We start from the raw sequence: 12,952 nt of genomic DNA on the forward strand, positions 1-12,952 counted from the left end.
GTATATGACAGAGATTATACCTAAGCTTCCGGTATTCTTTTTAGTTCTAATTCGTTTAAGTGCCTTTTTTGTGACAGTACCTTTCTTCTCATATAAAACAATACCTGTAAAAGATCGCATCTTTTTAGCTGTAGTTCTTGCTTGGATTATGAGTTATACGATGGAAGAAACGGTTATTAAAATTGATGATGCTTACGCGATGCTTGTTTTAAAAGAAGCGGTAGTAGGACTTTCACTTGGTTTACTTGCATATATTATTATATCGGCTGTGCAAATTGCGGGTAGTTTTATCGATTTTCAGATTGGCTTTGCAATTGCTAATATTATTGATCCAATGACAGGGACACAAAGTCCGTTAATCGGTCAGTTTTTCCAAACAATTGTACTTTTATTATTAATTACAACAAATGCACATTATATGTTGCTAGATGGAATATACTATAGTTATGAATATATTCCATTACAAAGTGTATGGCCGAACTTTGGTGATCCAGCAGCAAGTACATTTATTATGAAGACATTTACAGCCGTATTTGCAATTGCTTTTCAAATGGCAATTCCAGTTGTTGCAACGGTATTTTTAGTCGATTTAGCTTTAGGGATTACAGCAAAAACCGTACCACAATTAAACATTTTCGTTGTAGGTTTTCCGATAAAAATTGGTGTTAGCTTTATCATTATGATTGTTACAATGGGCGTTATGGTAGCAGTTATGCAAAAGCTATTCCGCGTGATGTTTGAAGCAATGCGAGATTTTATGGTGATATTAGGTGGTGGATAGTCAATGCTTTTAAAATTAGATCTACAGTTTTTCGCAGGTGAAAAAACAGAGAAAGCAACACCGAAGAAAAGGCAAGATGCACGAAAAAAAGGTCAAGTTTTAAAAAGTCAGGACGTAACCAGCGCGTTTGTCTTGCTTGCCATCTTTATGTACCTCTTAATAATGGGATCATATTTAAGAGAAAATTTATTAACATTTTTTAGAGAAACATTTACGCATACCGTATTAATTGAATCGATTTCTGTTGAGTCGGTTATGGAAATGTTCAAAGATATTTTAGTCGAAATGGCTATAATTCTCTTACCTATTATGGCAATAGCAATGATTGCCGCAGTTGCAGCGAACTTTTTTCAATTCGGTTTGCTTTTCACAACTGAAACGTTAAAGTTTGATTTGAAAAAAATTGATCCTATTAAAGGGTTTAAACGTATTTTTTCAATGCGTGCGATTATTGAATTGCTTAAATCAATTTTAAAAATCTCTTTTATCGGAACAGTTACAACGGTTATTATCATTTTAAATTTGAGTGATGTACTTAGTTTATCATTTAAGACACCAGGAGATTCTTTAACTACAATCGCTAAATTAACGGTATTAATGGGACTAACAGCAAGTGTTGTATTAGCATTTATCGCTGTTTTAGATTATTTTTACCAAAAATTTGACTATGAAAAAAATCTGAGAATGTCGAAGCAAGATATTAAAGATGAATATAAGAATACAGAGGGAGATCCCCTCATTAAATCAAAAATTAAGCAACGCCAACGTGAAATGGCGATGCGCCGAATGATGCAAGAAATTCCAAACGCAGATGTCGTTATTACAAACCCGACACACTACGCAATTGCATTAAAATATGACGATGCGACAATGGAAGCACCAAAAGTAGTTGCTAAAGGTACAGATTATGTAGCGCAAAAAATTAAATTAATTGCGAAAGAACATGATATTGTGATGGTAGAAAATCGACCATTAGCTCGTGCAATGTATGATCAAGTTCAAATTGATCAACGCATTCCAGATGAGTTTTTTAAAGCAGTTGCTGAGGTACTCGCATATGTTTATCGTATTAAACAAAAAATTTAGGGAGGTACAACAATGAAAATTCGCGATATCGGTGTTTTAAGTGCAGTCATCATGATTGTCGCAATGCTTGTAGTACCTTTGCCACCTTGGTTAATTAGTTTTTTAATCATTGTGAACTTAACATTGGCCTTACTCGTATTACTAACTTCTATGACGATGAAAGAAGCTTTACAGTTCTCGATTTTCCCATCCCTACTACTATTATTAACCCTATTTCGATTAGGTTTAAACGTCTCTACAACACGAGCTATTTTATCACATGGTGACGGGGGTAACGTGGTAGAAACATTTGGTACATTCGTTGTCGGCGGAAATATTCTTGTTGGTCTCGTTGTGTTCGTCATTCTCGTAATTATTCAATTTATTGTTATTACGAAAGGGTCAGAGCGTGTTTCAGAAGTTGCGGCTCGTTTTACATTGGATGCGATGCCAGGGAAACAAATGGCCATTGATGCTGATTTGAATGCGGGATTAATTTCTGAAAAAGATGCACGCGAACGACGTGAAAAAGTAAGTAATGAAGCAGATTTCTATGGTTCAATGGATGGTGCGACAAAATTCGTAAAAGGTGATGCCATTGCTGGTATTATCATTGTATTAATCAACTTAATCGTTGGGATGATTATTGGGATTGTTCAAATGGATATGGATTTTACAGAAGCAATTAAACATTTCTCTACATTAACTGTAGGTGATGGTCTTGTTTCGCAAATTCCAGCTTTACTTATTTCAACTGCTACAGGTATTGTGGTAACACGTGCTGGGTCAAAAGGTGACTTAAGTGAAGATATCACAGGTCAGTTATTATCAAACCCTAAATTGTTATACATAGCAGCAGCTACAATTTTACTTCTTGGTTTTGTAACGCCGATTCAAATTATCTTTACAGTACCGGTAGCGGCAGTTGTGGCATTTATAGGCTACCGTATTCAAAGTATGAATAAAGAAACAGAAGAAGCTATTGAAGAAATTGAAGAAGAAGTAACAACTGATAACTTAAAGAGTCCAGAGAATGTGGTCAATTTATTAAATGTAGATCCGATTGAATTTGAATTTGGTTACGGATTAATTCCATTAGTAGATGCATCACAGGGTGGCGATTTACTAGATCGTGTTGTGATGATTCGTCGTCAATTAGCGTTAGAGTTAGGTATTGTCATTCCGGTAGTGCGCATTCGAGATAACATTCAATTGCAGCCGAATGAATATCGAATTAAAATTAAAGGGAATGAATTAGCAAAAGGTGAATTATTATTAGATCACTATTTAGCGATGAGTCCTGGTGATGATGATTCAATTGATGGAATTGATACAATTGAGCCTTCATTTGGTTTACCTGCTAAATGGATTAATGAACAAGTAAAAGAAGATGCAGAAATGTTAGGTTATACAGTAGTCGATCCGCCTAGTGTCGTATCAACTCATTTAACTGAAATTATTCGTGCGAATGCCTCTGAACTATTAGGTCGTCAAGAAACAAAACAATTAATTGATCACTTACGAGAAACTTCTCCAATTTTAGTTGAAGAATTAACACCTACACCAATGAGTATAGGGGAAATTCAAAAAGTATTATCTAAATTATTGGATGAAAGTGTATCTGTACGTAATTTGCCAATTATTTTTGAAACATTAGCAGATTATTCGAAATTAACATCAGATGTAGATGTGTTAACTGAGTATGTACGTCAATCTTTAGCACGTCAAATTACGACACAATATGCTGGAAATCAACAAGAATTGAAAGTATTAACGGTTTCAGCAAAGATTGAAAAAGCGATTGCAGATAGTATTCAACAAACAGATCATGGGAATTATTTAGCGCTCGACCCACAAATGTCACAAGCCATTTTAGAATCGATTGCAGCTGAATTAGAGCGTGTATCATTTATTGATCAGTCACCGGTTATTTTATGTTCACCAGCAGTAAGAATGTATGTACGCCAATTAACTGAACGTTATTTCCCACAAATTCCGATTTTATCTTATAATGAATTAGATGCTTCAATTGAAATTCAAAGTGTTGGAGTGGTGAATGTAGAATGAAAATGAAGAAATATATAGCTCAAACAATGCCAGAAGCCATGAAAAAAGTTAAAAATGATTTAGGAGATGACGCAGTTGTCGTCAGCTCCAAAGTCATTTATACAAAAGGTTTTTTAGGTCTATTTAAGAAAAAACAATTTGAAGTGCTTGCAGGTGTTGATGCGGTTGAAGTAGCCGATACAAGACCTGATTTAGATGTGTTTGAAAAACAACGTGATTTTGAAGAAAAATACGCGTTGAGTCAACAAAACGAAGCGATTCAAAAGCAATTAAATGAACTGAAGAAAATGATTAAGCAAACATCAGTTCAGCAAACGGTTAATCATATCCCTGCGATTATTCACCCAATTTATATGCACTTACAAAAGCAAGAATTGAATGAAGAACTCATCACAGAAATTTGTGATGAGCTTTTTGACATCGTGCGAAATGAGCCGGCTACAACATATGAGCAATTATTAATGCATGCACAAGAATCAATGTATAAGAAATTATCGAAGTACCCAATGGGTGGCGTTAATTTTGAACGGAAATTTGTAAATATTTTAGGTCCAACAGGTGTAGGGAAAACAACAACAATTGCAAAAATTGCTGCGCGTGCCGTATTAGAAAAAAAGAAGAAAGTGGCGTTTATTACAACAGACACGTATCGCATTGGAGCAATTGAACAGTTAAAAACGTATGCCAATTTATTGCATGCGCCCGTAGAAGTTGTTTATACAAAGGAAGACTATGAACGTGCAATTAAGCAATTCTCAGGTCATGATCTCGTATTGATTGATACGGCGGGGCGAAATTATAAAGAAGCGAAATTTATCGCCGATTTAGAAGAATTAATTGATACAAAACAAAATGTTCAAAATTATTTAGTACTCGCTTTAACGGCGAAACAGCTTGATATGGCAATGATTATTGAACAATTTTCGACATTTGACATCCAACAAGTCATTTTTACAAAGATGGATGAAACAAATACTATTGGCTCAATGGTGAATTTAATGGTTAAATATAATAAAGGACTTGCTTACTATACAGATGGTCAAGAAGTACCAGAGAATATTGAAGAAGGCTCTGTGTCTAAACTCGTGGAATTAATTTTTCAAGGAGTTGAATCATAATGGATCAAGCAGCCCTATTGAGAGAAAAAATGCAACAACAACAGACGACAGTTTGTAAAACAATTGCTGTCGTCAGCGGTAAAGGCGGTGTGGGAAAAAGTAACTTTACTACAAACTTTGCACTTACTCTAGCACAACAAAATTATCGTGTCCTAATTGTAGATATGGATATTGGTATGGGGAATATCCATATCTTATTAGGAAAAACAGCTAGAAATAGTTTAACGAACTATTTACAAGGAGAGTGTTCCATACAAGAGGTTATTCATCAAGATGAAAAGAATTTAGATTTTATCGCTGGTGGTTCCGGAATGTCTTCGTTATTACAATGGTCAGACTTTATGTTTGAGCGTCTTATTTTTGCTTTTAATGAGCTACAAAAGAACTACGACTTTATTCTCTTTGATATGGGAGCGGGTGCTACAGAATGGTCATTGCAATTTATGATGTCTGTCCATCATATCGTAGTAGTGTCTACAACAGAACCGACATCCATTACAGATGCTTATTCCATGATGAAGTATATACATATGAAGGATGAAGAAAAAGATTTTTACCTAGTATGTAATCGTGCATTATCAAAAGATGATGGACTCTTAACGTTGGAAAGGCTGAAAACAACGATGTCTCGTTTTTTAGCAAAAGAGGTATTAGAATTAGGAATGATTCCAGAAGATTTACAAGTTCGTAAAGCAATTAATCAACAGATTCCTTATAAAAAACGATATCCTACTTGCCAAGCCTCGAAAGCAATGGACGGAATTGTCGAACGCTATTTGACGAATGATATAAATAATCCAATTCAATTGACGCAAGAAAATCAATTTATTTCAAAATTAAGAGGTCTATTTTCTAAAAGGAGGTCCTGAGTCCATGAAAAAATTGCTCATCGTAGATGATTCAGCCTTTATGAGAAAACTAATTACAGAATTTTTTTCAGAAAATGCATATATAGAAGTGGTTGGGACTGCACGTAATGGTAGAGATGCTTTAGAAAAAGTGAGAATACTAAATCCAGATGTTTTGACAATGGATGTTGAAATGCCAGAAATGACAGGTGTTGAGGCCGTAAAGCAGTTAATGATTGAAAATCCAAAACCAGTCGTCATGCTTTCATCTACTACGACAGCAGATGCAGCTATTACGATGGAAGCAATAGCAAATGGTGCAGTAGATTTCATTGCCAAGCCAAGTGGTACAATTTCACTTGATTTAGACAAAATTAAGGATGATTTAATTGAAAAAGTCATTGCTGCATCAAATATACCAATAGAGAAGTTACGAAGAAAAGAACGTATATCAAAAATACCAATCAAGAAACCGATATTTGAAAAACCTATAATAGTAGAAAAGAGAAGACAAGAAAAGACAAATCAAGTTTGGCATAAAAACCATAAAAAAATTATTTTGATTGGTACATCTACAGGTGGGCCAAGAGCACTTCAAGAAGTTTTAACACGATTACCAAAAGATATAAAGGCACCCATCCTAATCGTACAGCATATGCCACCAGGTTTTACAAAATCTTTAGCAAAAAGATTGGATCAATTATCCGATATAACAGTTAAAGAAGCAGAGCAGGGTGATTTATTACAACCAGGCACAGCTTATATTGCACCTGGAGGTTATCAAATGACCGCTAGAAAAGTAGGTATGACATATTCAATTCATATTGATGAACATGCTCCAGTCGTAGGTGGGCATAAACCAGCAGTAGACGTGTTATTTGATAGTGTAGCTACATTAACAGACATTGATTGTATTGCTGTCATTATGACTGGTATGGGTGCAGATGGTTCTAAGGGAATTAAAATGTTAAAGCGATCTGGGAATACACGTGTTATTTCAGAAGATGAGCGTACGTGCGTAGTATATGGTATGCCGAAATCGGCAGAAAAAACGGGGTTAGTTGATTGCGTTGTACCATTAGACGAAATACCTCAAGCTATTTTGAATTATTTATACTAGGAGGGGAACTATGGATACAAATCAATATTTAGAGGTATTCATTGATGAAAGTAATGAGCATCTACAATCATGTAGTGAAAGTTTATTAGTATTAGAACAAAATCCAGACAATATCGAGATTGTAAATGATATTTTCCGTAACGCACATACATTAAAAGGTATGTCAGCTACGATGGGATTTGAAGATATTGCCGATTTAACACACAAAATGGAGAATGTTTTAGATGCAATACGTAATCATAAAATTCAAGTAACAGCTGAGTTATTAGATGTAGTTTTCGAATCAGTAGATCACTTAGAAGAAATGGTGTCTGATATTTCAAATGGTGGAGACGGTAAAAAAGATGTAACACAAACAGTTGAAAAGTTAAAACGCTTAGAATCAGGCGAATCAATCGAAAATATTGAAACAGTCGTAGCTGCACCTTCTGAAACTGTAACTGAAGTAGCTGAATCAAAACTCATCTTTGATGACTTTGAACAAACAGTTTTAGAACAATCAATGGAACAAGGATTTTCAGCTTATGAAATCAATATCTCATTACGTGAAGACTGCCTATTAAAAGCAGCGCGTGTATATATGGTATTTGAGATTTTAGAAAAGTTAGGTGAGGTTATTAAATCTACACCGACAGTTGAAAAATTAGAAGAAGAAAAGTTTGATACGGACTTTTCAGTTGCTTTTGTAACAAAAGAAAATCAAGACGATTTAAAACAAAAGCTTATGAAAGTTTCAGAAGTAGATGTTGTTAATGTACAACCTGTTCAATTGAAGAAGATGGAAATGCCAAGTGATATAGAAGAAAAGAAAGTGGAAGAAGTAGCGGCAGTAGAGACGCCAAAGCCAACTCCTACAAAAGCAACACCGACAAAAACAGAAGCGCCAAAAACCGTGAAAAATAATAATTCAAGTAAAACAATTCGTGTCAATATCGAGCGTTTAGATATCTTAATGAATCTATTTGAGGAATTAGTTATTGATCGCGGACGTTTACAATCCATTTCAATGGAATTAAACCATAACGAATTAAACGACACAGTAGAGCGTATGACACGCGTATCAGGCGATCTTCAAAATATTATTTTAAATATGCGTATGGTTCCTGTGGAAACGGTATTTAACAGATTCCCTAAAATGGTTCGTCAATTATCGCGAGATTTAAAAAAGAAAATCAATTTAGAAATTATTGGTGCTGAAACAGAATTAGATCGTACAGTGATTGATGAAATTGGTGATCCACTTGTTCACTTAATCCGTAATGCATTGGATCATGGTATCGAATCGCCAGAAGAGCGTTTAGCAGCTGGAAAACCAGAAACAGGCTCAGTCGAATTGCGCGCATATCATAGTGGTAACCACGTATTTATTGAAATTGAAGATGATGGTGCTGGTATTGATCGTGAACGTGTATTACAAAAAGCAATTTCTAAAGGTGTCGTAACTGAAGAAGCAAGTCATTCTATGACAGATAATCAGATTAATGAGTTGATTTTAGCTTCTGGTTTCTCAACAGCTGAAGTTATCTCAGATGTATCAGGACGAGGCGTTGGTTTAGATGTTGTGAAATCAACAATTGAGTCATTAGGTGGAAGTATTAGTATTGAGTCTGAACATGGTAAAGGTTCATTATTTTCAATTCAGTTACCATTAACATTATCAATTATCTCGGTTATGCTTGTTGAAATCGAAAAAGAAGTGTATGCAGTGCCGCTATCTTCAATTATTGAAACATCGATTATTAAACGTAGCGATATTTTAAATGCACATAATCAAAAAGTGATTGATTTCCGAGGTAAAGTTGTGCCACTTGTTTTCTTAGATGAAATCTTTGAAGTACCGCGTGAAGATTATGAAGATGATGGATTCCTATCTGTTGTTTTAGTGCGTAAGGGCGATCGTATTGCAGGTTTAGTTGTGGACTCATTTATTGGACAACAAGAAATTGTATTAAAATCTTTAGGAAACTACTTAACGAATGTATTTGCGATTTCTGGAGCAACAATTTTAGGAAATGGACAAGTTGCATTAATTGTTGATTGTAACGCACTTATTAAATAGAAAGAGGTGTCAGCTATGACAGAATTATTAGATACAGAAGTCGTAAAAGTCATCGTCTTTCAATTAGGCGATAAGGAGTATGCTATTCCAGTATCACAAGTACAGGGAATCGAAAAAACGGTCTTTATTACACGTGTGCCAAGTACCGTACATTATGTAAAGGGTGTTATTAATTTACGTGGTGTAGTAACACCGATTATCGATTTACGTGAGCGTTTTGGTATTCATTCAGATGTTCAAGGTGAGGATACACGTATCATTATTATTTCATATGCAGATATGGAAGTTGGATTAATCGTTGATGCAGCAAACGATGTAATGGACTTACCTAAAAATGCAATCGAACCACAACCAGAAGTGGTTGGATCATTAGAAGAAGAATTCATTGCTGGCGTAGCAAAAATTGATAAACGTTTGCTTATTTTATTAAACTTAGAAAAAGTACTAAATACCTTAAAGTAAAGAAGGTAGATGAATATGACAAATATTACTTCATTTCATTTAGATGTCTTAAAAGAGATTGGCAATATCGGTGCAGCACACGCAGCAACTGCATTATCAGGATTATTAAATACAAAAATTGATATGCGTGTACCAGCAGTTGAGATGGTTTCGTTTGAGGAAATGGTTGAACGTGGCGGTGGTGTTGAACAAGTAGTTGCAGGAACTTATTTACAAATTGATGGAGATGCAGAAGGTGGTATGTTCTTCATCTTACCAATTGAACAAGCAAATCGTTTTATACGTCGTTTAATTCAGGATGAACGTTTTGATTTACAGAAACAAAATAACTTGGAGCTAGGCGTATCAGCAATGCAAGAGTTAGGAAATATTTTGTCGGGTTCATATCTATCTGCTTTGTCAGATTTTACAGGGCTTAAAATTTATCCCACTCCACCCGCTTTAAGTGTTGATATGTTTGGTGCAATCATTAGTTTTGGCTTAATTGAGCTGTCACAAGTAAGTGATCATGTAATTGTGATTGATACATCGATTTTTGAAGAAACGATGACAGAAGCTGAACAAGTTAATGGACATTTCTTTTTACTACCAAACCCAGAGTCTTTTAAAGCCATTTTTAAAGCATTGGGAGTGTCGTAAAATGATTATTGGAAGTCAAAGTGTTGTCAAAGTAGGCATTGCCCAAATGGACATTGTAAAAGCACCCTCAACAATTCGAACATCAGGGCTTGGTTCATGCGTTGGGGTGGTTGTTTACGATCAATCTAAAGGTATTGCAGGACTTATTCATATTATGTTACCAGATTCAAAAGTAGCTAAAAGTGGAACGATGAATATTGCGAAATTTGCAGATACAGGTATTCCAGCATTAATTGAAGCATTAAAAAAAGCTGGAGCTTCATCTTATAAACTAAAAGCAAAAATTGCAGGCGGCGCGCAGATGTTTCAGTTTACATCTTCAAATGATACGATGCGTATCGGACCTCGTAACGTAGAAGCGGTAATCGAGCAATTAAGAAAATATATGATTCCTGTATTGGCACAAGATACAGGTGGGAATAGTGGAAGAACAATTGAATTTAATCCTGAAACGGGTTTGTTAAATATTAGAACAGTAAATCAAGGGGTGAAAGATCTCTAATGTTTGGTTCAATATTTTATAACTTTTGGTTTGCTTTAGCAGGTTTCACAATTTACTTTTTTGCGCGATTTCAAAGTAATCAAGCTCCTTTAACAACTATTTTATACGGTTTAATGTGGGCAGCTATTGCTTTTATAGTGGCTTATATTGTGCGTGCACTAATTGCTTATATTATAGCGACACCTTCAGATCAGTTAGAACAGTCTGAGGAAGGTGTTGAATCAGGTACAGAAGCTATAGCAAAAGAGGAAAGAAGTAGCGAAGAGTCATTACCTTCACCAGAACCGACTGTTGAGTTTTCAGACGAACAGTCAGAGGAGATTGCTAAAGCGATTCAAACAATGATGCAAGATGGAAAATAAAAAAGAAGGAATTGCGCTTGATTTTGCGCGATTCCTTCTTTTTTTATTATGAATTAGTTGCAGTTTGTTTTGAGACATTTGCTTGTTGAGCTAGCCACTGCATCGCAATGTGTGCGTGTAATGCTGCACCGTATTTAAAAATTTCTTCCTGCTGTTGCATACGTGGGTTATGGACAGGCACATTTCCTTCTTTTCCTGTTCCTAACACGATGAATGTAGCAGGTACTTCTTGTGAGATGTGTGAAAAGTCTTCTGAACCACTCAACATACCTAAATCCACAATGTTTTTTTCTCCTACAATTTCTTCGACAAAGGGTGTGAGTAATTGAACCATTTCTGGACCATTACAAGTTGTCATTGTATGGAACTCAGTTACTGTGTAATTACCACGTCATGCTTTTACTGTATGGTCAATTATTTCAGGGATTCGTTTACAAAAGTAATCACGAATTGCTTGATCATAACTACGCATATTTCTTTGTAATAAAGCTTTATCAGGAATAACATTCGTGACAGTCAAGCCGCTCATCGCACCAACCGTAAAAAATCTTCCCATCTTTTTTCATAAGTGTTTTCCTCTTTGTCTTAAAATAGTGAACATTCAGTTTTTTAATTACAATTATATTTTAAGAAAGGATTGCTTTATAATATCAACTAAATTATATATTATTTTATAAAATATCTACTTGAAATAGAAGATTTGTTGAAATTAAATTATCTTTAACATGAGAACGAAAAAATGAAGGGCTGACAAGGTGTGGAATTAAAAAATTATTATATGTTAGATGATGACCGAATCCGCCGTTTGATAACAGAAGTAGCAGATAATTTAGTATTTAAAAAGATGTACAATGATATTTCTTGTATCACACTAACATACTGCCGTGTGCATTGGACGGATTTCAATCGTTTAGAAGAGCGTTAGGAAAGTTTATTACAAACAATCGAAGCGATTGAAAAAAATGATATTGAGATGGCAAAAGAACAAGTAGAAATTTTTATTCGAAAGCAAGAACCTTCACTATATCGTTACAAAAAAAGTGTAGAAGGTTAAGAAGTTCCTTGTTTAAGTTCCCATTTGTAAAAAGTATTTGTTATAATATTTCATAAGTATTGAACGAAGAAATGGAGGGCGTAGCAGATGCAATCGGCTTCAACGCAAGAAACGAAACTATGGCAAGATTGGTCCGCTCACAAAGATCCTCGTGCTGGCGATTTGCTCATGAAAAAATATAAGTCTTTAGTGTCATATCATGTGCAACGAATTAGTACAGGATTACCTAAAAGTGTATCAAGAGATGAACTAATGAGCCTTGGAATGATGGGACTTTTTGATGCGCTTAATAAATTTGACATTACACGCGACTTAAAATTTGATACCTATGCATCTTTTCGTGTGCGTGGTGCAATCATCGATGGTTTAAGAAAAGAAGACTGGTTACCAAGATCAGCACGTGAAAAAACAAAAAAGTTAGATGCGAAAATTGAAGCGATGGAACAGCGTCTAAAGCGTCATGTTACACCAGAAGAAGTAGCAAAAGAGTTAGATGTACCAATCGAAGAAGTATATCAAACGATGCAAGAGCATCTTTTTTCGAATGTCTTATCAATCGATGAACAACTACAAGACTTTGATGAAGTCGATAATAAAAGTTTCGTCATTCGAGATGAAGTAACAAAAACACCCGAACAGCAAGTGGTTCAAACAGAGTTGTTGCAAGATTTAGCAGGAAGTATTAAGAATCTTAACGAAAAAGAACAGCTTGTATTAAGTATGTTTTATACAGATGAATTAACATTAACTGAGATTGGTGAAGTATTAGGTTTGTCGACATCACGTATTTCTCAAATTCATTCTAAAGCGTTATTTAAACTAAAAAATTTATTACAAGATGAAATGAATAATACGTGATTTTTAGTTTGTGGAGG

The 12,952-nt window shown here is 34.9% G+C and carries 14 protein-coding genes; 12 read left to right on the forward strand and 2 right to left on the reverse strand.

Annotation, left to right across the window (positions count from 1 at the left end; genetic code table 11):
- The first annotated feature begins 4 nt into the window (after nt 1-4).
- The 11 genes from fliR to KGI01_RS02655 are packed head-to-tail and all read left to right on the forward strand — an operon-like array spanning nt 5 to nt 11,023.
- The gene (gene fliR, locus KGI01_RS02605; protein ID WP_068454838.1) at nt 5-781 is read left to right on the forward strand and encodes a flagellar biosynthetic protein FliR; all 777 of its coding nucleotides are present in this window, start codon (nt 5-7) and stop codon (nt 779-781) included.
- A 3-nt stretch (nt 782-784) separates the two neighbouring features.
- Complete coding sequence (gene flhB / locus KGI01_RS02610; protein WP_087680163.1) at nt 785-1,867, forward strand: flagellar biosynthesis protein FlhB; 1,083 nt, start codon at nt 785-787, stop codon at nt 1,865-1,867.
- 12 nt (nt 1,868-1,879) lie between these two features.
- Nucleotides 1,880-3,913: a flagellar biosynthesis protein FlhA gene (flhA, locus tag KGI01_RS02615; protein WP_141273016.1), complete on the forward strand. Its 2,034-nt coding sequence runs from the start codon at nt 1,880-1,882 to the stop codon at nt 3,911-3,913.
- On the forward strand, nt 3,910-5,031 hold the full coding sequence (gene flhF / locus KGI01_RS02620) for a flagellar biosynthesis GTPase FlhF (protein ID WP_141273018.1): 1,122 nt from the start codon (nt 3,910-3,912) through the stop codon (nt 5,029-5,031). The genes flhA and flhF overlap by 4 nt, the downstream gene beginning before the upstream one ends.
- Entirely contained in the window at nt 5,031-5,900 is an 870-nt protein-coding gene (locus KGI01_RS02625) for a MinD/ParA family protein (protein WP_255314711.1), read from the forward strand. Before flhF ends, KGI01_RS02625 begins: the two co-directional genes overlap by 1 nt.
- Nucleotides 5,901-5,904: 4 nt before the next feature.
- Nucleotides 5,905-6,999: a protein-glutamate methylesterase/protein-glutamine glutaminase gene (locus KGI01_RS02630; protein WP_141273022.1), complete on the forward strand. Its 1,095-nt coding sequence runs from the start codon at nt 5,905-5,907 to the stop codon at nt 6,997-6,999.
- A gap of 10 nt (nt 7,000-7,009) precedes the next feature.
- Entirely contained in the window at nt 7,010-9,058 is a 2,049-nt protein-coding gene (locus tag KGI01_RS02635) for a chemotaxis protein CheA (RefSeq protein WP_141273024.1), read from the forward strand.
- Between the two features lie 15 nt (nt 9,059-9,073).
- Complete coding sequence (locus tag KGI01_RS02640; RefSeq protein WP_068454818.1) at nt 9,074-9,520, forward strand: chemotaxis protein CheW; 447 nt, start codon at nt 9,074-9,076, stop codon at nt 9,518-9,520.
- Between the two features lie 9 nt (nt 9,521-9,529).
- Nucleotides 9,530-10,159, forward strand: coding sequence for a chemotaxis protein CheC (locus KGI01_RS02645; protein WP_141273026.1), 630 nt, complete (start codon nt 9,530-9,532; stop codon nt 10,157-10,159).
- A gap of 1 nt (nt 10,160) precedes the next feature.
- Nucleotides 10,161-10,661 (forward strand): chemotaxis protein CheD, encoded by a 501-nt coding sequence (locus tag KGI01_RS02650; protein ID WP_141273028.1) that lies wholly within the window; start codon nt 10,161-10,163, stop codon nt 10,659-10,661.
- On the forward strand, nt 10,661-11,023 hold the full coding sequence (locus KGI01_RS02655; RefSeq protein WP_141273030.1) for a hypothetical protein: 363 nt from the start codon (nt 10,661-10,663) through the stop codon (nt 11,021-11,023). The genes KGI01_RS02650 and KGI01_RS02655 overlap by 1 nt, the downstream gene beginning before the upstream one ends.
- 46 nt (nt 11,024-11,069) lie before the next feature.
- On the opposite strand, the gene KGI01_RS02660 is transcribed toward KGI01_RS02655, so the two are convergent.
- Both KGI01_RS02660 and KGI01_RS13770 read right to left on the reverse strand, forming a co-directional pair.
- Nucleotides 11,070-11,381 carry a M20/M25/M40 family metallo-hydrolase gene (locus KGI01_RS02660; RefSeq protein WP_141273032.1) on the reverse strand — a complete coding sequence of 104 codons (312 nt, stop codon included), beginning with the start codon at nt 11,379-11,381 and terminating at the stop codon, nt 11,070-11,072.
- Between the two features lie 33 nt (nt 11,382-11,414).
- Entirely contained in the window at nt 11,415-11,579 is a 165-nt protein-coding gene (locus tag KGI01_RS13770) for a hypothetical protein (RefSeq protein ID WP_170214706.1), read from the reverse strand.
- Nucleotides 11,580-12,164: 585 nt separating this feature from the next.
- Between KGI01_RS13770 and KGI01_RS02665 the strand changes: the two genes are divergently transcribed.
- Nucleotides 12,165-12,935 (forward strand): FliA/WhiG family RNA polymerase sigma factor, encoded by a 771-nt coding sequence (locus KGI01_RS02665; RefSeq protein WP_141273034.1) that lies wholly within the window; start codon nt 12,165-12,167, stop codon nt 12,933-12,935.
- Nucleotides 12,936-12,952: the final 17 nt, after the last annotated feature.

The sequence above is a fragment of the Kurthia gibsonii genome (assembly GCF_006539985.1).
In the GTDB taxonomy this organism is placed as follows: Bacteria; Bacillota; Bacilli; order Bacillales_A; family Planococcaceae; genus Kurthia; species Kurthia gibsonii.